The sequence below is a fragment of the Acinetobacter baylyi DSM 14961 = CIP 107474 genome (genome assembly GCF_000368685.1).
GTDB lineage: Bacteria > Pseudomonadota > Gammaproteobacteria > Pseudomonadales > Moraxellaceae > Acinetobacter > Acinetobacter baylyi.
The window spans coordinates 34,651-55,826 of record NZ_KB849626.1; the positions used below are offsets into that span (position 1 = coordinate 34,651).

The 21,176-nt window shown below is 41.5% G+C and carries 24 protein-coding genes; 9 read left to right on the forward strand and 15 right to left on the reverse strand.

The genetic code is table 11. The features are described 5' to 3' along the window. The first annotated feature begins 145 nt into the window (after window positions 1-145). Window positions 146-1,054 (forward strand): LysR family transcriptional regulator, encoded by a 909-nt coding sequence (locus tag F952_RS04420; protein ID WP_004923100.1) that lies wholly within the window; start codon window positions 146-148, stop codon window positions 1,052-1,054. Here F952_RS04420 and F952_RS04425 read toward each other — a convergent pair. After that, window positions 1,049-1,387, reverse strand: coding sequence for a hypothetical protein (locus tag F952_RS04425; protein WP_004923102.1), 339 nt, complete (start codon window positions 1,385-1,387; stop codon window positions 1,049-1,051). The two genes, F952_RS04420 and F952_RS04425, sit on opposite strands and share 6 nt — an antisense overlap. 90 nt (window positions 1,388-1,477) lie before the next feature. Between F952_RS04425 and F952_RS04430 the strand changes: the two genes are divergently transcribed. Continuing rightward, on the forward strand, window positions 1,478-2,890 hold the full coding sequence (locus F952_RS04430) for an aminotransferase-like domain-containing protein (RefSeq protein ID WP_004923103.1): 1,413 nt from the start codon (window positions 1,478-1,480) through the stop codon (window positions 2,888-2,890). 42 nt (window positions 2,891-2,932) lie between these two features. On the opposite strand, the gene ahr is transcribed toward F952_RS04430, so the two are convergent. Both ahr and F952_RS04440 read right to left on the reverse strand, forming a co-directional pair. After that, on the reverse strand, window positions 2,933-3,955 hold the full coding sequence (gene ahr / locus F952_RS04435; protein WP_004923105.1) for an NADPH-dependent aldehyde reductase Ahr: 1,023 nt from the start codon (window positions 3,953-3,955) through the stop codon (window positions 2,933-2,935). Between the two features lie 24 nt (window positions 3,956-3,979). After that, window positions 3,980-4,537 (reverse strand): DNA-3-methyladenine glycosylase I, encoded by a 558-nt coding sequence (locus F952_RS04440; RefSeq protein ID WP_004923107.1) that lies wholly within the window; start codon window positions 4,535-4,537, stop codon window positions 3,980-3,982. Between the two features lie 281 nt (window positions 4,538-4,818). Here F952_RS04440 and F952_RS04445 point away from each other — a divergent pair, with 281 nt between their 5' ends. Continuing rightward, window positions 4,819-5,157 (forward strand): VOC family protein, encoded by a 339-nt coding sequence (locus F952_RS04445; RefSeq protein ID WP_004923108.1) that lies wholly within the window; start codon window positions 4,819-4,821, stop codon window positions 5,155-5,157. On the opposite strand, the gene F952_RS04450 is transcribed toward F952_RS04445, so the two are convergent. From F952_RS04450 to F952_RS16670, 6 genes are all read right to left on the reverse strand, one after another. Beyond that, window positions 5,154-5,399, reverse strand: a complete 246-nt coding sequence (locus tag F952_RS04450; RefSeq protein ID WP_004923110.1) for a hypothetical protein — start codon at window positions 5,397-5,399, stop codon at window positions 5,154-5,156. The genes F952_RS04445 and F952_RS04450 overlap by 4 nt on opposite strands. Before the next feature lie 11 nt (window positions 5,400-5,410). After that, window positions 5,411-5,908 (reverse strand): M23 family metallopeptidase, encoded by a 498-nt coding sequence (locus F952_RS04455; protein WP_370458609.1) that lies wholly within the window; start codon window positions 5,906-5,908, stop codon window positions 5,411-5,413. 74 nt (window positions 5,909-5,982) lie between these two features. Continuing rightward, complete coding sequence (gene mutY / locus F952_RS04460) at window positions 5,983-7,017, reverse strand: A/G-specific adenine glycosylase (RefSeq protein WP_004923115.1); 1,035 nt, start codon at window positions 7,015-7,017, stop codon at window positions 5,983-5,985. Between the two features lie 130 nt (window positions 7,018-7,147). After that, window positions 7,148-7,510 (reverse strand): HIT family protein, encoded by a 363-nt coding sequence (locus tag F952_RS04465; RefSeq protein ID WP_026056905.1) that lies wholly within the window; start codon window positions 7,508-7,510, stop codon window positions 7,148-7,150. A 59-nt stretch (window positions 7,511-7,569) separates the two neighbouring features. Further along, the gene (locus F952_RS04470) at window positions 7,570-8,310 is read right to left on the reverse strand and encodes a dienelactone hydrolase family protein (RefSeq protein ID WP_004923120.1); all 741 of its coding nucleotides are present in this window, start codon (window positions 8,308-8,310) and stop codon (window positions 7,570-7,572) included. A gap of 193 nt (window positions 8,311-8,503) precedes the next feature. Beyond that, complete coding sequence (locus F952_RS16670) at window positions 8,504-8,662, reverse strand: DUF1328 domain-containing protein (RefSeq protein WP_004679179.1); 159 nt, start codon at window positions 8,660-8,662, stop codon at window positions 8,504-8,506. Between the two features lie 187 nt (window positions 8,663-8,849). Here F952_RS16670 and F952_RS04480 point away from each other — a divergent pair, with 187 nt between their 5' ends. Further along, window positions 8,850-9,302 carry a YcgN family cysteine cluster protein gene (locus F952_RS04480; RefSeq protein ID WP_004923123.1) on the forward strand — a complete coding sequence of 151 codons (453 nt, stop codon included), beginning with the start codon at window positions 8,850-8,852 and terminating at the stop codon, window positions 9,300-9,302. On the opposite strand, the gene F952_RS04485 is transcribed toward F952_RS04480, so the two are convergent. Further along, complete coding sequence (locus F952_RS04485) at window positions 9,299-9,937, reverse strand: cation efflux transmembrane domain-containing protein (RefSeq protein ID WP_004923126.1); 639 nt, start codon at window positions 9,935-9,937, stop codon at window positions 9,299-9,301. The genes F952_RS04480 and F952_RS04485 overlap by 4 nt on opposite strands. Before the next feature lie 65 nt (window positions 9,938-10,002). Between F952_RS04485 and F952_RS04490 the strand changes: the two genes are divergently transcribed. From F952_RS04490 to F952_RS04510, 5 genes are all read left to right on the forward strand, one after another. Further along, window positions 10,003-10,410 (forward strand): Cd(II)/Pb(II)-responsive transcriptional regulator, encoded by a 408-nt coding sequence (locus F952_RS04490; protein WP_004923128.1) that lies wholly within the window; start codon window positions 10,003-10,005, stop codon window positions 10,408-10,410. 130 nt (window positions 10,411-10,540) lie between these two features. After that, on the forward strand, window positions 10,541-11,713 hold the full coding sequence (locus F952_RS04495; RefSeq protein WP_004923131.1) for a PQQ-dependent sugar dehydrogenase: 1,173 nt from the start codon (window positions 10,541-10,543) through the stop codon (window positions 11,711-11,713). A 17-nt stretch (window positions 11,714-11,730) separates the two neighbouring features. Next, on the forward strand, window positions 11,731-12,924 hold the full coding sequence (locus tag F952_RS04500) for an ADC-like class C beta-lactamase ADC-8 (RefSeq protein WP_004923134.1): 1,194 nt from the start codon (window positions 11,731-11,733) through the stop codon (window positions 12,922-12,924). Between the two features lie 79 nt (window positions 12,925-13,003). Further along, the gene (locus F952_RS04505; protein WP_004923137.1) at window positions 13,004-14,275 is read left to right on the forward strand and encodes a replication-associated recombination protein A; all 1,272 of its coding nucleotides are present in this window, start codon (window positions 13,004-13,006) and stop codon (window positions 14,273-14,275) included. Between the two features lie 592 nt (window positions 14,276-14,867). Beyond that, a complete protein-coding gene (locus F952_RS04510) occupies window positions 14,868-16,898 on the forward strand; it encodes a putative bifunctional diguanylate cyclase/phosphodiesterase (protein WP_004923139.1) in 2,031 nt (676 codons plus the stop codon). A gap of 3 nt (window positions 16,899-16,901) precedes the next feature. On the opposite strand, the gene F952_RS04515 is transcribed toward F952_RS04510, so the two are convergent. From F952_RS04515 to F952_RS04535, 5 genes are all read right to left on the reverse strand, one after another. Further along, window positions 16,902-17,756, reverse strand: a complete 855-nt coding sequence (locus F952_RS04515; protein ID WP_004923141.1) for a formate/nitrite transporter family protein — start codon at window positions 17,754-17,756, stop codon at window positions 16,902-16,904. Between the two features lie 229 nt (window positions 17,757-17,985). Next, a complete protein-coding gene (locus F952_RS04520; protein WP_004923143.1) occupies window positions 17,986-18,717 on the reverse strand; it encodes an amino acid ABC transporter ATP-binding protein in 732 nt (243 codons plus the stop codon). After that, window positions 18,695-19,360: an amino acid ABC transporter permease gene (locus F952_RS04525; protein ID WP_004923145.1), complete on the reverse strand. Its 666-nt coding sequence runs from the start codon at window positions 19,358-19,360 to the stop codon at window positions 18,695-18,697. Before F952_RS04525 ends, F952_RS04520 begins: the two co-directional genes overlap by 23 nt. Further along, a complete protein-coding gene (locus F952_RS04530) occupies window positions 19,360-20,028 on the reverse strand; it encodes an amino acid ABC transporter permease (protein ID WP_004923146.1) in 669 nt (222 codons plus the stop codon). The genes F952_RS04525 and F952_RS04530 overlap by 1 nt, the downstream gene beginning before the upstream one ends. 34 nt (window positions 20,029-20,062) lie before the next feature. Next, entirely contained in the window at window positions 20,063-20,851 is a 789-nt protein-coding gene (locus F952_RS04535; RefSeq protein WP_017385124.1) for a transporter substrate-binding domain-containing protein, read from the reverse strand. Window positions 20,852-21,176 lie beyond the last annotated feature (325 nt).

Genomic DNA, 21,176 nt, shown 5'->3' on the forward strand with positions numbered 1-21,176 from the left:
ATGTCACCTCAAACCTTAATTAGATTCTCTCTACAAAGAACCGATTTATTCATCAGATGCTGAACATTTTGATCCGATTATTGTTGCGGAAAAACACATGAATGAGCAAAATATCTTTGCTTAATTGTCACGAATGGTATGACTTGTGAAATCGACTGTAGAAGAGTTAATTGCGTTTATTACCATTGTAGATACAGGTTCGATTGTCGGCGCGGCAGAGCAGTTGCAGCAAACACCATCTGGCGTGAGTCGTTCTCTGAACCGACTGGAAAAGAAGCTTAATGTCACCTTACTGGAACGAACCACGCGTAAAATTAAACTCACCCAAGAGGGCAGTTTATTTTTGATGCGGGCACGGACGATTTTGGCCGATCTATCAGATGCCGAAGAAGCACTGTTAAAATCGGATAGCGATACCTCAGGTTTGATTCGCATCGATTCTGCCACACCGTTTGTACTGCATGTATTGGCCCCCCTGATGCAAAAGTTTATGCAGCTTTATCCACATATCGAGATTGAACTCAATAGTAATGATCAGGTCATTGATTTATTGCAGCACAAAACTGATGTTGCGATTCGCTTTGGTGCGCTGCACGATTCAAGCCTGCATGCCAGACTGATCTGCAAAAGTCGATTATATATTGTGGCAAGTCCAGACTATCTAAAAAAAGCTGGAACACCGAGCCATCCACAAGAACTGTTTCAGCATCAATTGGTCGGGTTTAGCAAGCCTGTGTATTTAAATACATGGCCTTTAAAGATTGAAGATGAATACATCACCGTTCATCCTCAAATTAAGGCATCGAGTGGCGAAACAGTAAGGCAACTGACCCTGCGTGGTCATGGCATTGCACGTTTATCTGAGTATGAAATCTGGCAGGATTTACAGGCTGGCAGTTTAATTGCCTTATTTGAAGACCAGATTGAAATTCAGTTGCAACATATTCATGCGGTGTATTATCAACAAAAGCATTTACCTAAACGTGTACGTTTATTTATTGATTTTTTAGCCGATGAACTTAGTCAGCAATTTTCAACCACACAGGCGTTATAGTGCTGTATTCGGAAGCTGAACCTTGAGTAACGGTGCTTTTTCATAAGGCCGTTGCAAACGAAAAACATTCTGATCCTGACTGCATTCGAATACCAACTGTTGTGTTTTTAATTCGCCAATCATTAAACCGTGTTCACTGACAGGGCGATACCAGTAGTTCATTTGATTGGGCGTAAGTGCCTCACTGCGCCAAAATTGATAATTATACAGTTGCTGTATTTTTAAATAGCCTTGAATCATGCTTTGGCAAATATAATCCTGTTGTTGCTGTTTGGCATCTAAAGGATGACACGCGGTTAGGAAAAATATAAAAATAAAACATAATTTTTTCATGATGTTATCTCGTATCCGTTGCTTTTTAAAGATTAATCGGTTTGTATAAACCATTACAGATACAGATTTTTATAAAAAAGAAGTACAGATATGACGTTTTACTATCAGCGACTGGCTCAACAGATTGCGCACAAAATTTATCAGCAACAATTATTACCTCAGCAAAAGTTAAGTTCATTGCGTGATTTTGCGACTCAGCATCAAGTGAGTATCAGCACTGCAAAAAGTTGTTATGAATGGTTAGAGGCGCAGGGTTTGATCTACGTCAAACCCAAGTCTGGCTATTTCGTTAAACCGAAAAGTAATGTCAGCCGTTTGCCTGTGAGTCCAGAATTTGAGTCGATGCCACGTCAGGTTTCAAATCTGATGCTACAGAATCAGATTCAGGAGGCTTCCATCCAGAATCATCTGATTCCCTTTGGTGCGATTCAACTCAGTCCAGAATTGGTTCCAATTGATGGCTTACGTCGCTCGATACAAAGAGCCTTGAAATATTGCAAACCCGAAGATTTTTTATATTGTGAAAAGCAGGGCCATTTGCGTTTACGTCAGGCACTGAGTGAACATTGGCGCGAAGATGGCATTTATGTGGCGCCAAACGATATCTTTATTACCAATGGTTGCATGCCTGCATTGTCATTATTGATTCAACAGTTAAGTCGGGAAGGGGATAGCATCCTGATTCCAACGCCAACTTTTAACGGACAGCTTCAATTATTGGCGGGCCTCAATCGGCACATTATTGAGATTCCAGCAGACCATACGGGCATTGATCTACTCCGCCTTGAACAGGCCATGCAGATGCACCAGCCGAAATTATGTTTACTCACCGCCAATTATCAAAATCCGCTGGGTTATTGTCTGGCCGATGAAGATAAGCAAAAAATTGCGCAGTTAGCGGCACGCTATCAATGTATTATTTTGGAAGATGATATTTACGCAGAATGTAGTCATCATGGTCAACGGCCACGACCAATTAAGTATTGGGATGAGGCCGGCTATGTGATTTGGGTCAGTTCGGTATCAAAATCTTTATCCAGTGCTTATCGGGTCGGCTGGTTTTGTATCGGGTCACAACTCGAACCTATGCGTCCACGATTCCTGTCACACAATATGACCGTTAATACCCCACTACAATTGGCGCTGGCCGATTTTATTTTTAGTCGTGGCTATCGTAGGCATCTTAACCAATTACATCCACGCTTGATGCAACAGGTCGAAGCATATCGCGATGTCATTTTAAATGCGTTTGCGCCTTTAACCATTGGTTTAAGTCAGCCACAAGGCGGCTATGCCTTATGGCTTGAACTACCAGACAATATCAATAGTGTGACTTTATATGAGGTTGCCCAGCAACAGGGCATTAGTATTGTGCCAGGTACGGTATTTGGTGAAGATCAGCGTTATGGACATTTTATCCGGCTGAGTGTCGGACATGCTTTGCAAAACGAGCATCATGCAGCGATTATTTTTCTAGCAGATTGGGTCAAACAGCATTGTTAAAATCTGGCAATCAAAACTGATTGCCAGATTGACTACATAAAATTAAAAATCGGCTTTAAGTACAATCCGATAACGTGCTTGACCCGAATGTAAGCGTTCGATGGCCTCATTCAGCTCCGACATAGGATACATCTCGATTTGAGGTGCGATATTCTTACGTGCCGCAAATTCGAGCAGCTTACGTAAGGCAGCAGGCGAGCCAGTTGGTGATGCTGTTAGCGATTTGGCACCTCCTAGCAGCGCACCGACAGGTACAGGGATTGGTTCCATCACCACGCCCAAAAAATGGAAAGTGCCATTGGGTGCCAGTGTGTTTAGATACGCATTCCAGTTTAAAGGCACATTAACTGTACTCAGCAGTAAATCAAATTTACCCTGTTGCGATTTAATTTCGGCATCATCACGGCTATTGACCACGTGATCGGCCCCCATGGCTTTGAGCTCATCGGTTTTGTTTGGATTTGAACTAAACGCAGTAATTTCACAGCCCCATGCTTTAAGTAGCTTGATGGCCATATGTCCCAAACCACCGATACCAATCACAGCAACATGATGAATAGCCTGAATCTGATGTTTTAAAATTGGATCAAATACTGTGATTCCGCCACACAGCAAAGGACCAGCACTGGTCGGATCGAGTTCGTCGGGCAGGGGAATGACCCATTGCCAGCCTGCACGAACCTTATCTGCAAAGCCACCAGCATGACCAATAATAGTTGCGGTATTTTCGCCCGTGCACAATACCTGCTGACCACTGATGCATTGGTCACAGGCCTGACAGCTTTCTGCCGTCCAGCCAATACCAACACGTTGACCAATTTTTAGTCCTTTGGCTTCACTTCCCAGTTGGGTAATCGTACCAATCACTTCATGACCTGCCACGACTGGATAAACCGAAGAATGCCATTCGTTGTTGAGTACCGAGACATCGGAATGGCACAGCCCACAATATTCGACTTTAACTTCAACCTGATGTGGTTGCAGTTCGCCTGCATCAAACGAATAAGGCACGAGTGCTTCACCTGCCTGCATTGCAGCATAAGCATGAATCACATTAGTTGTCATGACAGAACATCCTCACCATTAAAATCATCTAAATGAACAATCATTTTCATGATCATTGACCATGCCAACCGCTTGCATAAAGGCATAACAGGTGGTTGGGCCTACAAATTTGAATCCAAGTTTTTTGAGTTGTTTCGACAATTCAACACTAGGCTCTGTTTGAGTAGGGGCTTGCCGATAATCTGGAACATCATTAATTACTGGTTGATGTTGCACCCTTTCCCATAACCATGTTGAAACATCCTCTACCTGCTGTTTAAGTGATTGCCAGGCAATGGCGTTATCGCGAATCGCTTTAAGCTTACCAATGTGTCGGATCAAGCCTTTATCCTCTAATTTGAGTTCCAGTTGATCATCTGTAAGCTTGGCAATGTCATCGATACAATACTGGAAGAAATGTTGCTGGTAGGCTTCTCGCTTTTTTAAAACGGTAATCCATGAAAGCCCAGCCTGTTGCCCCTCAAGACACAACATTTCAAAGAGTTTCGCTTCGTCGTATTCAGGTTTACCCCATTCTTCATCATGATAAGCGATGTACAGCGGATCATCCGAACACCAGCCACAGCGTTTTATGGTTGTCATGAGCTATTTTATTTCTCGTTTTAATGAAATGCGTAATCAAGTCTTATTGGGATGTGATGCGAATGAGCAAGCCTGATGTGTTGCCAGAATTGCGTCATTGGACAAAACCATTAGATCATTGAAAGAGCATTTATTCTAAACTTATTTATCTGAATAAATGGATATGTTTTGAATCAGTCTGCATCAGTTTTTAACAGTTTTGTTTTAAAAGCGTTGCCAGATGCAAAATAAAAGAGGCACTGATTTATCTTGAAAGATCAATAATATTTTGGGGAACTCAGATGAAAACAAGCGCTTATTCAACTGTGAGTGATGCATCTGATCAAATAGGAGAGCTTCCTCGCGGAATCAATCATATTGGAATTACCGTTCCAGATTTAGATCAGGCTACGCTTTTTTTTGAGCAGGCATTGGGCACAAAATGGTGCTACGACGGCTTGACCCTCAATGATCAACCCAGACAGGGAAGAATTGTAGAGTTACAGTTAGGCTTACCACAAGGTGCAAGTATTTATGCACTTTCACCATGGGGAATGTTGATTGAGTTACAAACCATTCCCCATGGATATTATTATGATGAAAAAAGTGAAGCAACCGTTTGGATACCTATAAGATGCTAAAGCGTAAACAGCTGCCATTGATCAAGTTGGTTATCCCAAAAATACAATTGTGCTTGAGCTAGATCCTCAAATTTGATCCAGACATCCTTACCTGATTTATCAGCATAACCGGTACTTATGAGTAAGGCATCTTCTGAAATTTCCATAATCCAGCCTTGATGGGTCTCTTGATGAATACAAATTTTTTGTTGATTACCAGATTCGGCAAACTCTACCAGACGATTGATCAAGGCTTCGGACATAACTTATTTTCCTAACGTAAATATAGATAAGGATTCACAGCACCACGGCCTTTACCCTCAAGATAAATACCATAATGTAAATGGGTGGCTGTATCGCGTGCATTGCCTGTATTTCCGACATAGCCAATCAGTGTACCTTGTTTGACATAATCACCCACAGATAAACCACGCTTGTGTCCATCCAGATGCGCATAATAATGCCATGAACCTGCTGGCCCCAAAATCCAGATCACTTTACCACCCAGGCGGTTGTCTCGTAAATCTGCAATGATCCCTTGTGTCGCACTGTATACTTTTGTTCCACGTGGAGCGATGATGTCGATTCCTTCGTGACGTCGACCATGGCTGCGTGCCGCTCCCCAGGTATCGGTCAATTCACTACGTTTAATGCCTTTAACTGGAATAGGGAGATGTGAATCTAGGGGGATTGATCTTAAGCGCTCAACCTGAGCGCTGGGCAATGGCTGGTTCTTTTTAGGTGTAGTGGTACAGGCTGATAACATCACCATAACCAAAGCTATCAGGTAATATGAAATAGAGTGTCGCACAAACATTCCTTGAGAATCATCCATGCCTGACTATCTCATGAATCAACGGCAGCGATCAATTTTTTCATCGCGGTCGGAATACCACGTTCAGTTGCCTCTAGAGGCGTGAGCCACTGACCTCGAAGCTCAGTCATTATATATTCCATCTGGTCTTGTTCCACGTGGAACGTCTGTACATTGAGTAACCATGTAAAATGGGTGAAACTATGGCTGATTTGTAAGGTCTCGGCTATTTGTTTTAAGTCAAATTGCTGAATCATTGCCTGAATGGCAGCAGAATTATCCAGAATAGGTAAACACCACAAACCGCCCCATAACCCTTGTGAATCGCGCTGCTGCCAAAGCCATTGAGCATTTGAACGAATAAGAATGACATCGGCTGTCCGAACAGGAACAGGTTTCTTGGCTTTTTTAAATGGAAGTTCGTTTTCGATGCCTTGCTGGTGTGCTTTACAGTGCTGTTGCATTGGGCAATACAGGCATAGCGGTTTTTTAGGTGTACAGATAGTAGCACCCAGATCCATAATAGCCTGAGTATAATCATGATTACGCTCAACGGGGCATAAGTTTTCTGCTAGAGCCCATAGCTCGCGTTCATGTATGGGTTTCGACAGATCATCTTCGATCGCAAAAAAACGTGAGAGAACGCGTTTGACATTACCATCCATAATCACGCCATATTGGCGTAAACCGAGTGACATCAGGGCACCTGCAGTTGATCTGCCAATGCCTGGTAATGCGATCCATTGTTCGAGTGTTTCTGGAAATTGACCATTTTGTTTTACAATTGCAGCCGCTTTATGCAGATTACGTGCACGCGCATAATAGCCGAGGCCTGCCCAATAGGGTGCGACATCTTCCCAGGTTGCTGTGCCTAAATCAGCAACTGTGGGAAAGCGTGCCATAAAACGATCAAAGTATTGTAGTACTGTTTTGACCTGAGTTTGCTGGAGCATAATCTCAGATACCCAGACTTTATAAGGATCATCCGCAACTTGCCATGGAAGATCGTGTCGGCCATGCTGATCAAACCAGTCGAGAAGGGCATCGGAGAAAGAAAATTCAGACATGGAAACAACGTGCGGTCATAGAGCAGGCAGTATACCCAAATTGCGATTGGCAGACTATGTCAAAGAAAAATAGCGATGCAAAAGGGGATCACCATATGGTCATCCCCTTTGCTAAATCTGGGTTGCAAAATTAATCCTGCAAAATTCCCCAGCGTTTATCGAGCTTTAGCTCTTGACCTTTATAACGTGGAATAATGTGAATGTGTAAGTGCTCAGATTCTTCTCCAAACACATCGCCATCATTAAACGCGACATGGAATCCATCAGGTTGATGACGGATTTTTAACTCATTACGTGCCAATTCAAGCAGTGACATCAAGCTTTTGCGTTCTTTATCGGTTACTTCAAAAAAAGAACCGACATGACGAATCGGAATGATGATGGAATGTCCTTTGGAAAGCGGTTTTGCTTCAGGCAAAATCACCCCAAAATCATTTTTATCAATGACATCATAATCATCAAATTCACAATAAGGGCATTTTTTATCAGTCATCATCATATCCTCAGTTTATATTTTTCTCTCAACCCTTGTTTCACTACAATGCAAATTTGCTATATCGATAAAGTTCGCTCAAGCAATGAATACATGGCAGCCAGACTTTGTTGTTCTGCTGTTGCACTATAGCCTAAATCGACACCATTGGCTTTGGCACGTTCATCCGCAAGGGGATTACTAAAACCATGTTTAGCATCTTCAAACACTATCACATTGTAGTTTACATCTGCATTGTTCATTTCTTCTTTAAATTTAGCAACATCTTCAAGCGTCACCATGCTATCTTTTTCGCCATGCAAAACCAGAATTTCTCCCTGAATCTGACCTTTCTTGGCAGGTGCTTTAGGCGCTAGCGTACCATGGAATGATGCAACTGCTTTAAGGTCTGCGCCAGAACGTGCCAGATCAAGTACTACTTTCCCGCCATAGCAGAAACCAATCGCGGCAAGTCGCTCAGGATCAACTTCTGGCTGTGCGGCGAGTGTTTTAAGCCCTGCGCTCGCGCGGTTTACAATGGTATCGGGATCTTCAAACGTCTGATTCATCCATTGACTTGCCTCGGCAACTGTTGACGTGACCTTTTTATCACCATACATATCAATCGCAAGCGCTGCATAACCGTGTTCGGCCAGTTCACGCGCACGCTGTAAGGTGTAATCCGTTCTTCCCCACCATTCAGGGGCCACCAAAATGCCTGCAACTGGCTGTCCATTGGCTGGTGCTGCAAAATAACCAATGAAAGACGTACCATCATTTGCAGTATATTCAATTTCACGTGTCGTAATATTTGCCGTCATTTGTGGAATCCTTGTATGCATCAAGTTCGGTTTGAAACGATTAAAGCATAAAATATGAGATGCGCAGAGACTTGAGTGTAATGAATTTCATTAAAAAAGTGGTGTGCGCTCTGATTTCTTTTACATAAAAAAAGAAGGATCAATTGATCCTTCTTTTTTTATGTACCGTATACCTTGTGGTATAAATGAGTCGCTATACTCGACCGCGTGAGATAAAACCGACAATTGCCAAAATAACTGCAACCACCAATAAGATCACTGCAAAATCTTTAGATAAGCCAGCAACACCACCGAACCCTAATAGACTTGCGATCAATGCAATCACTGCAAATATTATTGCCCAACGAAACATAGTTGTATTCTCCTTATATTTATCGTTCCTTAACTATAGGGCCGTTGATCAGAATGCTATGTGTTGTTTATGTTTGGAATGTGTATATTCTATTGAATCATCTCAGTATATTGTTACAAAACCCTTGTAAACGATGCAAAACAGAAACAGTGTTATAATGAGGTATCACCTCCAAATTGATTGCACTATGAACCCTGAGTTACGTCCGTTTTTCTGGAAACATTATGCGCTTGATGCACTCAATCAGGCGGAATGGGAGGCGCTTTGTGACGGCTGTGGTTTGTGCTGTTTAATCAAACTTGAAGATGAAGAGACGAATGAAATTGCTTATACCAAAGTGGCGTGTAAACTTCTAGATTGTAAAACAGCACGTTGTTCAGATTACGCTGATCGACATCAATCGGTTCCAGACTGTATTCAACTGACTCCAGAGAAATTACAACATATTCGCTGGCTACCCTCTAGCTGCGCATATAGACGTTTAAATGAAGGCAAGAATTTACCTTCATGGCATTATCTGAATACAGGCTCACGCCAAAGTGTCATCAAGGCGCGTAAGTCTGCTGCGGGGCGCTGTATTTCGGAAACTGATGTACAAGAGGACGACATCGAAGATTACATTGTACGTTGGATTCGTTAATCGCCCTGTATTTTCTGTAATGTATGTTCACTGTGGCGCTCACGAAGTGACTGCTGTGTAATGGTCCATGCAGCACTTAAGCCCAAAAATGCCATAATAAATGCAACCACTAGGTCGGGCCAGATACTGTGTGTACCAAATACACCTAAGGCTGCCAGCATAATTGCCAGATTACCAATCGCATCATTACGGCTGCACAGCCAAACTGATTTCATATTGGCATCGCCATCACGAAAGGCAAACAATACCAAGGCACTGATGACATTAGCAATCAGACCCATCAGGCCAATAATGCCCATGGTAATGGCGTCTGGGGGTATACCGTAAAAATACGACCAAAGTACCTTGCCCAGTACAATCAATGCAAATAATCCCATGGTCAAGCCTTTAAATAAGGCCACGGTAGCACGCCAGTACAAGCTCATTCCAAGCGCAAATATTGAAATGATATAATTGATAGAGTCGCCCAGAAAATCCAGAGCATCGGCCCATAAAGAGGTTGAACCGATATGCGCGCCACCGAATACTTCAATAAAAAACATGCCCAGATTAAGCAACAGTGCAATCCATAGAGCAATTTTAAATTTCGATGTTTGATGCTTTGGGGGTTCGTGATGATGACAGCAGCCAGCCATTTGCAATTTCCTTAACTTTAGATAAGCTGATTAAAAAGGCTGGAGTCACTCCAAGGTCAAGTCTGATGATGAAATATTTAATTGGCGAACTTTCAAAAAAATCGCATATCTCTGTCGATAGCATTCGTTTTTATGAAAAGCGTGGACTATTACAAGCACCACAACGTGCACCAAACAATTATCGTTATTATGATGATCAGGCACTGGATCAGTTAATTTTTATACGGCACTGCCGCGAGCTCGGCATGTCATTGAATGAAATTCAGGCATTACATCAGTTGCTCCAACATCCTGAACAACAATGCAACGTTATTGATCAGGCCATTGAGGAGCATCTCGAACATATTAATCAAAAAATTAGACAGTTTGAAACCTTTAAAATTCAGCTCGAACAGTTGCGTGAGCGTTGCCAGTCCAATAGCACCATTGATCACTGTAAAATTGTTCAAACGCTGAAAGAACACGACCATTGAAGCTTCATATTTAAATCATTGGATCAAAACTTTTTGGAAATATGCGGTAAAACAAAACTACATTTTCACAGCAATATCTTAAGTCTGATTTTCTTATGCTAAAAGATCAAAGACTTAGGAGTATAATGAGATGACGAAGCAATTTGCCACGTCGATATTATGTAGTAGTTTTATATTGCTGGGTGCCTGTGGTTCAAACGATACCCATTCAAATGCACCTCAATCCACATCGCAAAGCACGGCTAAAGTGCAACAGGCAGCCCGAGTGGATCAAAAATTTAATCAGAAAACGCTTGCTACATTTGATGAACCATGGGCACTGAGCGCCTTGCCTGATGGCCGCTTACTGATCACTGAGCGCAAAGGAAAACTCAAACTATTTGATCCTGTCGCCAAAAAAAGTCTGGAGGTCACGGGGATACCGAAAGTAAGTTATGGTGGACAGGGTGGATTGGGTGACGTGATTCTGCATCCAGATTATGCCCGCAACTCATGGATTTATCTGAGTTATGCCGAAGCAGGTACTGGTGGATACGGTGCGGTGGTAATTCGTGCCAAACTGGATCTGACCAACGTACAACAACCGCATTTGACTGACATTCAAAAGATCTGGACGCAAGTGCCTAAAATGTCGGGTCAAGGTCATTATGCGCACCGTTTGGCTTTTGATGCAGAGGGTAAACTCTGGATCAGCTCAGGCGAACGACAAAAATTTGATCCAGCACAGGATATGAACTCCAACCTGGGCAAAATTGTACGTCTCAATGACGATGGAACACCAGCTACGGGTAATCCCTTTGCCAGTCAGGGCGGTGTTGCCGCGCAAATCTGGTCATTGGGCCATCGTAACCCGCTTGGTATGGCCTTTGATACGCAAGGACAACTCTGGGTGGTTGAGATGGGCCCCAAAGGCGGTGATGAGCTCAATCGGATTGTGAAAGGTGCCAATTATGGTTATCCAATTGTCTCGAATGGCGATCATTATTCAGGAAAGTCGATTCCAGATCATGATACCCGTCCAGAATTTCAAGCGCCTGAAGTGAGCTGGACGCCTGTTATCTCTCCTTCAAGCATGATGATTTATCAGGGTAACCAGTTTCCTGCATGGAAAGATAAAGCGATTATTGGTGGATTATCCTCTGAGGCAATTATTGTGGTTGACCTAAAATCCAAACCCGTGCAAGAAGTACAGCGGGTAAACATGCAGCATCGGATTCGAGGGTTAATTACGGCCAATGATGGCAATATTTGGGTCATTCAAGATGGTCGCAATGGCAGCCTGATTCAATTAACCCCACAGTAACGGATTAATCATTTTAAATGATGAAAGACATATTAGGTAACTTAGATAACGTGCCATTTAAGATCATGACAGGCTGTATTGCAGGACTATTGTCCTGTGGTACGGTCGCTCAATCGACAGTCCAACAATCAATTCAACAAAGTGTAGATCGACATTTTAAGCCCCTTATGGCTCAGTATCAAATTTCAGGAATGGCGATTGCGGTCAGCATAAATGGGCAACATTACTATCAGAATTATGGCGTAGCATCTAAACAGACCGAGCAAAATGTCTCTGAACATACTCTATTTGAGTTGGGTTCGGTGAGTAAGCTCTTTAATGCAACGCTGACGGGATATGCTCAAGCACAAGGTCAACTTAAGTTGAGTGATCATCCTGCCCAATATTTTCCAGAATTAAAAAATACAGCAGTGAATCAGGCGACTCTCCTGAATCTGGGGACCTATACCGCAGGTGGTTTTCCGCTACAGTTTCCTGAGCAGATCAAGACAACACAAGACATGACTCAGTATTTTCAGCACTGGCAGCCTAAAGCGGCTCCAAGACGTATTCGAGAATATTCAAATCCAAGCATTGGCTTGATGGGCTATGTCACCGCACTTGCGATGAAAAATAGCTATTCAAATCTAATTGAAAATACGTTATTCCCTGCGTTGGGGATGCATCATAGCTATATCAACGTTCCAGCAGCGCAGATGTCAAATTATGCATGGGGATATCAGGCAGATCAGGCGATACGTGTCTCACCAGGTATGTTTGATGCAGAGGCGTATGGCATCAAAAGTAACACTGCCGATATGCTTAAATTTCTAGATGCTCAAATAAATCCCCAAAATCTAAAACCCACGCTCCGAAAGGCCATACAAACCACTCAGATGGGTTATTTTCGGGTGGGACAGATGCGACAGGGCTTGGGTTGGGAGCAATATACTTATCCAGTATCCTTAACAACCTTGCTGGCGGGAAATTCCGCTAAAATGGCTCTACAGCCTCAACCTGTTACAGGCATTTCAAAACCTATCACTGCTCCGCAGCAGGCCCTTTTGAATAAAACTGGTGCAACCAATGGTTTTTCGGCTTATGTGGTGGTTATTCCGAGCCAAAAGATTGGACTGGTGATGCTTGCCAATCGTAATTTTCCCAATGATGCACGGGTGAAAGCAGCTTATGCCACACTACAGCAAATCCTCAATGCAGATATTCAGAAATGATTTATTTGATTGTAGATTCAAATTGTAGATTTGCATCAGACACAATAGACTACAGGAAAACACCATTAAGTCATTCGTAATGTCAGATACTCATATTCCACTTCCCGAACGTTTACGTCCACGAGATTTATCGGAAATTATTGGACAAGATCATTTGCTTGGAGAGCATGCGCCATTACGTCAAATGATCGATCAGGGGCATTTACCCTCAATTATTTTTTGGGGGCCACCTGGGGTTGGAAAAACGACCATTGCGCTTTTATTGGCACAAGCGGTAGATCGTCCTTTTGTCAGCTTATCTGCACTAAATACCGGGGTAAAAGAACTACGGGAAATCATTGCAGAAAGTGGTGATTTACTGACGCCTGTGGTATTCATTGACGAGATTCATCGTTTTAACAAATCTCAGCAAGATGCACTTTTGAATGCGGTTGAGAAGGGAAAAATCACCCTGATTGGTGCGACGACTGAAAATCCATCTTTTGAAGTGAATAGTGCCTTATTGTCACGTTGTCAGGTCTACACCTTAAATGTATTGGATTCGGCTGCGATTCAAAATTTAATTGATAGAGCTATCGACTCAGATTCATTTTTAAAACAGCGTCATATTCATATCGAGGAATATGAGGCACTGATCCAGTTTGCAGCGGGGGATGCGCGTAAGGCCCTGAATCTGATTGACCTGATTGCCAGTACCTTTGAGCCAGATCAAGAAAACATCGTCACCAATGCGGTAACAGTCAAGGTGGCACAACAAAATATTGCCCGCTATGACAAATCTGGCGAGCAGCATTACGATATTATTTCGGCATTCATTAAATCGATACGTGGTAGTGATCCTGATGCCGCCTTGTACTGGATGGCACGTATGATCAAAGGTGGAGAAGATCCTGTATTTATTGCAAGGCGTATGCTGATTGCAGCATCTGAAGATATTGGTAATTCGAATCCGAATGCGCTGTTGTTGGCTGGTGAATGTTTTCGCTCGGTTCAGGCGGTGGGTATGCCTGAAGCGAGAATTATTCTGGGGCAGTGTGCGGTTTATCTGGCCACCAGCCCCAAAAGTAACAGTACTTATTTAGCGATTGATCGCGCATTGGCGTTGGCTGAGAAAACAGCCAATTTGCCAGTGCCGTTGCATTTACGCAATGCACCCACCAAGTTGATGAAACAGCAAGGTTATGGCGCAGATTATCTATATCCCCATCATTATCCTGAGCATTTTGTACTTCAAGAGTATCTGCCACCAGAGCTTAAAGGCACCAAGCTGTATGAATTTTCACGTAATAAACGTGAAGTTGAAGGGGAGCGATTACAACAAAGACGCTGGCAACAAGATCAGCAGCAATAAATTAAACTGCTGAATGCGGATATGAAAATAGAAAAAAAGCCCAACATCCTGTTGGGCTATTTTCGTATTCCGTTGCTAGGTATAACTCCTGTCGTACCTCACATCCTGATGCATGAACAAATCATTGTTGTTTTGTGTTCTGGAACATCCTGTTCCTGATAAGGCCATCATAATTGATGAAATATAGGTCGTATAGAGGTGTATGCCTCTAATGATGTAGGCTTAAGCTTACATCAAAACCAGAAGTGACCAAAGTCCAAGAATTGATCATGTTGGTCTAATATGTCACAGCTCCAAGATGAATAATGAAGACAACCGTCGTGTATCATTTACGATTAAATCAGTTTGATAATTCATCTAAGTTATTCTTTAAAAATAGATTTTGATAATAAAATAATCTATTTATATCGCTGACGTAGATATATAGGTGTTTTAACTATATATCTAACTTCAAATCTGGAAAATGTATTTTAAATAATAAAACCATTATATTTAGATATAAAAAAATTCATATTGAATAAGTGCGTTATAAAAATATATATGTGGTAATATAATGATTAAATAGATTTTTTAAAAATACTGTTGTCATAAAGTGAAAAATATTTTTAATTTAGAAAATACGGTTAATAGTGTCACATATTTAAATCAAGACCTGACATTTCGTTGGGGAAATTTATCATTCTTTGAATCAATTGGTAAAAAAGTCTCAGAAATTCAAAATATTCCAATATTAGAGATAATTCCACATGACTGGTGCAAACATATCCAACCATTATTAGCACCTGCCTTAGAAGGACATGCAGCCCAGATAAGTTGGCAAAGCCCTTTTTTGGACACGTTTATTTCATATAAGACGGTATTTGTAGCACCCCAATATTCTATCGATCAGAGAATCGATGGGATTTTAATCAGTGTATTTGAGCTGACAGAACAATTAAGTATCCATCAACAACTTGAAAAAATACTTAAGGATTTTGAAAATTATAAGTTGGCAATTGATGCACATTCTATTGTTGCAATCACAGATAATCGTGGGGTAATTACCCATGTAAATGAAAAATTTTGTGATATTTCACAATATGAATATTATGAATTAGTAGGGACAACACATAAAATTATTAATTCTGGATTTCATCCACGTAGTTTTTTTAAACAAATGTGGAAAACGATTGCACAAGGTAATATCTGGAAAGGTGAGATTTGTAATAGGACTAAGCAGGGTAAATTATATTGGGTCGATACGACGATTGTACCGTTAAAGGATAATGACGGATTACTTAAGAACTATATTTCAATTCGGACAGATATTACCCAGTTGAAATCATCTGAAGATCACGCCAAATATATGGCACTTTATGATGAATTAACGGGTTTGCCGAATCGCCGTTATGTCAAAGATCGTTTAAAAAAGGTGATCGAATTATCCAAGGAAAGTCAGCATCATAGTGCAATTCTAATGATGGATCTGGATAATTTTAAAACAGTGAACGATACACTTGGTCATGATTATGGCGATAATCTACTCAAAATGGTGGCGAATCGTGTCAAAAAATGTGTCCGTGAAACAGAAACTATCGCTCGTCTGGGTGGAGATGAGCTCTTAATTATTTTGTCCAATTTAAGTGAAAATGAAGAGATCGCGCAAGCTCAGGCACAAGCAATTGCTGAACGGATATCAAATTCAATTTATCAACCTTTTAATCTAGAAAATCAGGTTATTCAAACCAGTGTCAGTATTGGGATTTTTGTTTTTAATGATGCCTCAATACCTCAAAATGAGCTTTTAAAATACGCAGATATGGCGCTTTATCAGGCAAAAGCCAATGGTAAAAACTGTATTTGTACATTTGATCCTCTGATGGAGCAAAACGTCATTTCAAGAGCTTCTTTGCTTTCAGATTTACGTCAGGCATTGATACGAGATGAGTTTGAATTGTACTATCAGCCGATAGTCGATCAGCATAAAAAGATCATTGGTTATGAAGCATTATTACGCTGGATTCATCCTGTTCGTGGTCTGATATTGCCAGGCGAGTTTATCGAGCAAGCAGAAAAATCTGATCTGATTCATCTGATTGGTAATCGTGTATTGATGATGGCTTGTCAGCAGTTATATCAATGGAGTCAAAATACTGACTCGGCGCATTGGACACTATCAGTCAATATCAGTGTACAGCAATTTAGAAAATCAGATTTTGAAGAAAATATCATTCAGATTATTCAGGATTCCAAAGCCAACCCATATCGTTTACGTCTTGAACTGACTGAAAGCATGTTTTATACAGACATGCAAAGTTCGATTGAAAAAATGAAAAAACTGATTGAAATTGGTGTTCGTTTTTCAATGGATGATTTTGGCACAGGCTATTCGTCTTTGAATTACCTCAAGCTATTGCCTCTAGATCAGCTCAAAATTGATCGTTCTTTTGTAAAAAATATGGTGGATAATTCAAGAGATATTGCGATTGTGAATACTATTATCAATTTGGCACATATTTTGGATTTAAATGTGGTTGCCGAAGGGGTCGAAACCGAAGAACAATTTATTTGTCTAACCCAAAACCAGTGTTTTACCTTTCAGGGCTACCTGTTTGGTCGCCCTTTACCCATTGACAGTATATAGTGCTTAATCCAGTTCTTCATTGACTTGCCCATAGATCAACAGGGTAAATACACCTGTTCCACCGATAATATTGCCCAGTGTGGTGGGAATAAGAAACTGAAACAGATAAGTACCCAAAGATGCATGTCCTTGGTAAACCCAATAAGCCATCTCGGCAGAGCCGACAATCACATGGGTAAAACCACCTAATCCCATCAGATAGGTAATAAAAAAAATCAGCAAAAATTTATTGCTGGCAGAAGGCAACATCCACACCAGTGAAGCAATCAGAATTCCTGCGGGAATGCCCTTGATCAAATTTTCGGTCATGCTAAACGATGCCACATGATGTGCTAGTTCATTGAGTGCATGATCAATTTCAGCTGTGAACAATTGAGTATTGAGTAAAAATAATGCTGCGAGGGCAGTGCCCACCAAATTGGAAATAAAAACAATGCTCCACAGACGGAAAACACCTTTAAGTTTTTCAAAAGTAAATGGATTAAACAGTGGTACTACAGTGGTAATGGTATTTTCCGTAAATAACTGCATGTGTCCTAAAATCACTAGCACAAATCCAACGGTATATCCCATATTGGCGACCAGATCGATCCATATTGCTTCGGCAGGAAGATAAGCGATCAGTGCTGCTTTAAAGATAAATGAAAAACTAATAATAATGCCAGCAGTGATACCAGAGAAAATTAAGGCTTTGGTGGGGCGACTCAGCTCTTCAATCCCATCTCTACGAATAATCTCATAAACCAGACGTGGCGAAAGCTTCTCATGTTCTTCCACCGCAAGTCGTTCCTGCCAACTGAGATTATTGTTATTTTTTTCTCTTTCGACGTCTGCTTTTTCTTGTTCTGTTTCAGTCATGCGAGTATTCCTTAATTCTTCTCAATAAAAAAGATTACAGAGATGAACAGCGATTGAAGATCATTTGTTTACATCTCTTTTATTTATGATTTTTATGGAATTTATCAAAAACAATCCAGTACATTACTAGGCAGTTTGTGTAACGATAACATGGGGAAGAATCAATCAACGGACAAAACCAGCACATAGCGTGATGGTTACATAAAAAGGTTTTGTCCGCTGTAAAGACCTAGGCATGGGTCAGATGAATAAAGGAACGCAGCTCCTCGGTTTGAGGGTGAGCAAACAGTTCTTTGGCACTACCATACTCATGTACACGTCCTTCGTGCATAAACAGCAAGTAATCACCAACATCACGAGCAAATCGCATTTCGTGGGTCACCATGATCAGGGTCATGCCTTCCTGTGCCAAATCCCGCACCACGGCCAAAACTTCATTGACCAATTCTGGATCAAGTGCTGAGGTGATTTCATCACAGAGCAAAATTTTAGGAGACATGGCCAGTGCACGTGCAATAGCTACGCGCTGTTGCTGTCCACCAGAAAGCTGACTTGGCATGGCGTCGGCTTTGTGTTTAAGTCCGACTTTATCCAGCATGATCAATGCCAGATCGCGCGTGGCGGCTTTATCCATTTTTTTGACAATTTGTACCGCTAGCATCACGTTTTCAATCACGGTCAGATGCGGAAATAAATTAAATTGCTGAAAAATCATGCCCACTTTTAAGCGTAATGCTCTTAGGTCAGTCTGCCCGACTTCTAGCAGAGTACCATCTACTTCGATATAGCCTTCGTCGATGGTTTCAAGTCCATTGATTGAACGAAGCAAGGTACTTTTTCCAGAGCCGCTACGACCAATAATAGAGACCACTGAACCCGCTTCGACATCTAGTCCAATTCCTTTTAAAACGTGATGTTCACCGAAGCGTTTATGTAAATTATGAATGTGAAGCAGAGCCATGAAGTTTTTTCTCAAGATAAGCTGCTAAAGCAGACAGTGGGTAACACAAGATGAAATAACCGATTGCAACCAGTCCAAATACCAAGAATGGTTCAAAGGTGGCATTGGCGAGTACAGAGCCCGTTTTGGTCAGCTCGGTAAAACCGATGATGGAGGTGACAGCAGTCGCCTTCACAATTTGCACCGAGAAACCTACTGTTGGTGCAATCGCGATACGTATGGCTTGAGGCAGAATGACATAGCGAAACTGCTGTAAGCGTGTCATAGCAAGACTAGCGGCTGCCTCCCATTGCCCTACAGGAATAGATTGCACACAGCCACGCCAGATTTCTGCAAAGTAGGCGGCTGCGTAAGCGGTCAATGAAAATGCCGCAGCAGTCCAAGGTGAGATATCGATACCCAGTAAAGATAGACCAAAAAAAGTCATAAATAACTGAATCAATAGCGGTGTACCCTGAAAAAATTCGATATAGACAATCGCAACTTTTTGTAAAATCGGGTCAGGATTAATGCGCAGCATTAAAATAAGTAGGCCGCAAATCCCACCTAATAAGAACACCATCAGTGACAGAAGTAATGACCAGCCTAAGCCATGCAGTAAATTCTGGATGATGTCCCAGAGTGTAAATTCTTGCATCATCATTAGCGAATACTCCCTTTAAAGCAGGCACGTCCAATACGCATCAGCAGGGCGCGAATCACAATCGCCAATATCAGATACAACACTGCGATCACAATATAAATTTCAAACCCACGGAAGTTGCGAGACTGAATAAAATTGGCAACAAAGGTCAGTTCTTCCATTGAAATTTGAGAACATACCGATGAGCCCAGCATCACAATAATGATTTGGCTACATAATGCAGGCCAGATACGCCCAAGAGAGGGAGGAAGTACCACGTGACGCAAAATCTGAAAGCGGGTCATGGCGAGCGAAGCCGCCGCTTCAATTTGTCCTTTAGGCGTGGCTTGAATACCTGCACGTACAATCTCGGTACTATAGGCTCCCAGATTAATAATCATGGCAAGAATTGAGGCCGTCCATGCATTCATGGTCACGCCAATTGCAGGTAAACCAAAAAAGATAAAAAACAATTGAACCAGAAAAGGTGTATTGCGGATCATTTCCACATAAATACGAAAAATCGTACTTAAGGGTTGGACCTGCCACGCACGGCAGGCTCCCCCAATAATGCCCAGTGCCAGACCAAATACCGTACCAATCAGCGTCAGGAGAATCGTGCGACCAAGCCCCTCTGCAATCATGCCTGTATAGGGTAGAACACTGGAAAAATCAAATTGATAGGCCATATCAATCTCTCATTTAATCAGACTGAAGTGGGATTTAGAGTTGTTTTGGTAAAGGTGTACCTAACCATTGCACAGAGATCCGATTGAGTTGACCATTGCCCTTAGCGGTTTTAATAATTGCGGTGAGTTTGTTTTGCAACGCAGTTTCACCTTTATTTAAGCCGATGTAGCAAGGTGAATTCTTGATAATGAATTTAGTTTCTAATGGCTTTTTACTGAAATGTTTGCTGAGTGTGCCTGCAACTACGTTACCCGTTGCAATCAGGTTGACTTGGCCTGAATAAAATGCAGAAACCGTTGAATTGTTGTCTTCAAAACGCTTGATGGTGGTCGAACTTGGAGCGACTTTACTCAGCTCTAAGTCTTCGATGGAACCACGGGTCACAGCGATGGTTTTACCCGCAAGATCAGCCGCAGATTTGACGCTGACATTTTTTTGTCCAAACACCCCATTATAAAAAGGTGCATAAGGACCAACAAAATCAATCACCTTTTCACGCTCTGGGTTTTTACCCAAACTTGAAATTACCAGATCCACTTTTTTGGTGGTTAGATAAGGAATACGGTTGGCACTAGTCACTGGAACCAGTTGCAGTTTAACACCTAAATCCTGTGCAATAAGTTTGGCAACATCAATATCATAGCCTTGGGCTTTTAAGTCTGTACCCACTGTCCCAAACGGAGGGAAATCTTGTGGAATTGCAATTTTAATTACTCCCGCTTTTTTAATGTCAGCTAGCGCATCTGCATTAGCAAAAGTTGGAAGCATAAGGGCAGATAGTGTTGTAGTAACAGCTAAAAGAAGAGTAGAACGTTTCAACATGAGAACTCCAGCAGTATGAGGAGAGAGAACAGGATTTACACTAGATTTAGCAACAACCATGCCATGATTAAAATAAATTAATTTATTGATGTAAGTATTTGAATATATTGTTGAAATTTTTAAATCCAAATCAGTGGTTAAAGGTTGTCATTATCAAAATTGTTAAATAAAGGTTATAAAAAAACGTAAATAAGGTGATCTGGTCAGACCTGGTCTTACCAGATCACCAAAATAGCAGCCAAATACAATGTTAAAAGTGATCTGAAAATTTAAAAAATAATATAAATTTCAGTATCTTAGTTGATTTATTGAAATGAGTTACAGC

Excerpts from the sequence above, each read along its gene's own strand:
- F952_RS04440 (WP_004923107.1), bottom strand. The coding sequence starts at position 4,537 with ATGACAACCATAAAACGCTGTGGCTGGTGTTCGGATGATCCGCTGTAC.
- F952_RS04445 (WP_004923108.1), top strand. The coding sequence starts at position 4,819 with ATGAAAACAAGCGCTTATTCAACTGTGAGTGATGCATCTGATCAAATA.
- F952_RS04500 (WP_004923134.1), top strand. The coding sequence starts at position 11,731 with ATGATGAAAGACATATTAGGTAACTTAGATAACGTGCCATTTAAGATC.
- F952_RS04530 (WP_004923146.1), bottom strand. The coding sequence starts at position 20,028 with ATGGCCTATCAATTTGATTTTTCCAGTGTTCTACCCTATACAGGCATG.
- F952_RS04470 (WP_004923120.1), bottom strand. The coding sequence starts at position 8,310 with ATGACGGCAAATATTACGACACGTGAAATTGAATATACTGCAAATGAT.
- F952_RS04485 (WP_004923126.1), bottom strand. The coding sequence starts at position 9,937 with ATGGCTGGCTGCTGTCATCATCACGAACCCCCAAAGCATCAAACATCG.
- ahr (WP_004923105.1), bottom strand. The coding sequence starts at position 3,955 with ATGACAACTAATGTGATTCATGCTTATGCTGCAATGCAGGCAGGTGAA.
- F952_RS04425 (WP_004923102.1), bottom strand. The coding sequence starts at position 1,387 with ATGAAAAAATTATGTTTTATTTTTATATTTTTCCTAACCGCGTGTCAT.
- F952_RS04490 (WP_004923128.1), top strand. The coding sequence starts at position 10,003 with ATGATGAAATATTTAATTGGCGAACTTTCAAAAAAATCGCATATCTCT.
- F952_RS04495 (WP_004923131.1), top strand. The coding sequence starts at position 10,541 with ATGACGAAGCAATTTGCCACGTCGATATTATGTAGTAGTTTTATATTG.
- F952_RS04525 (WP_004923145.1), bottom strand. The coding sequence starts at position 19,360 with ATGATGATGCAAGAATTTACACTCTGGGACATCATCCAGAATTTACTG.
- F952_RS16670 (WP_004679179.1), bottom strand. The coding sequence starts at position 8,662 with ATGTTTCGTTGGGCAATAATATTTGCAGTGATTGCATTGATCGCAAGT.
- F952_RS04430 (WP_004923103.1), top strand. The coding sequence starts at position 1,478 with ATGACGTTTTACTATCAGCGACTGGCTCAACAGATTGCGCACAAAATT.
- F952_RS04535 (WP_017385124.1), bottom strand. The coding sequence starts at position 20,851 with ATGTTGAAACGTTCTACTCTTCTTTTAGCTGTTACTACAACACTATCT.
- F952_RS04515 (WP_004923141.1), bottom strand. The coding sequence starts at position 17,756 with ATGACTGAAACAGAACAAGAAAAAGCAGACGTCGAAAGAGAAAAAAAT.
- F952_RS04465 (WP_026056905.1), bottom strand. The coding sequence starts at position 7,510 with ATGACTGATAAAAAATGCCCTTATTGTGAATTTGATGATTATGATGTC.
- F952_RS04480 (WP_004923123.1), top strand. The coding sequence starts at position 8,850 with ATGAACCCTGAGTTACGTCCGTTTTTCTGGAAACATTATGCGCTTGAT.
- F952_RS04455 (WP_370458609.1), bottom strand. The coding sequence starts at position 5,908 with ATGGTGATGTTATCAGCCTGTACCACTACACCTAAAAAGAACCAGCCA.
- F952_RS04520 (WP_004923143.1), bottom strand. The coding sequence starts at position 18,717 with ATGGCTCTGCTTCACATTCATAATTTACATAAACGCTTCGGTGAACAT.
- mutY (WP_004923115.1), bottom strand. The coding sequence starts at position 7,017 with ATGTCTGAATTTTCTTTCTCCGATGCCCTTCTCGACTGGTTTGATCAG.
- F952_RS04450 (WP_004923110.1), bottom strand. The coding sequence starts at position 5,399 with ATGTCCGAAGCCTTGATCAATCGTCTGGTAGAGTTTGCCGAATCTGGT.
- F952_RS04505 (WP_004923137.1), top strand. The coding sequence starts at position 13,004 with ATGTCAGATACTCATATTCCACTTCCCGAACGTTTACGTCCACGAGAT.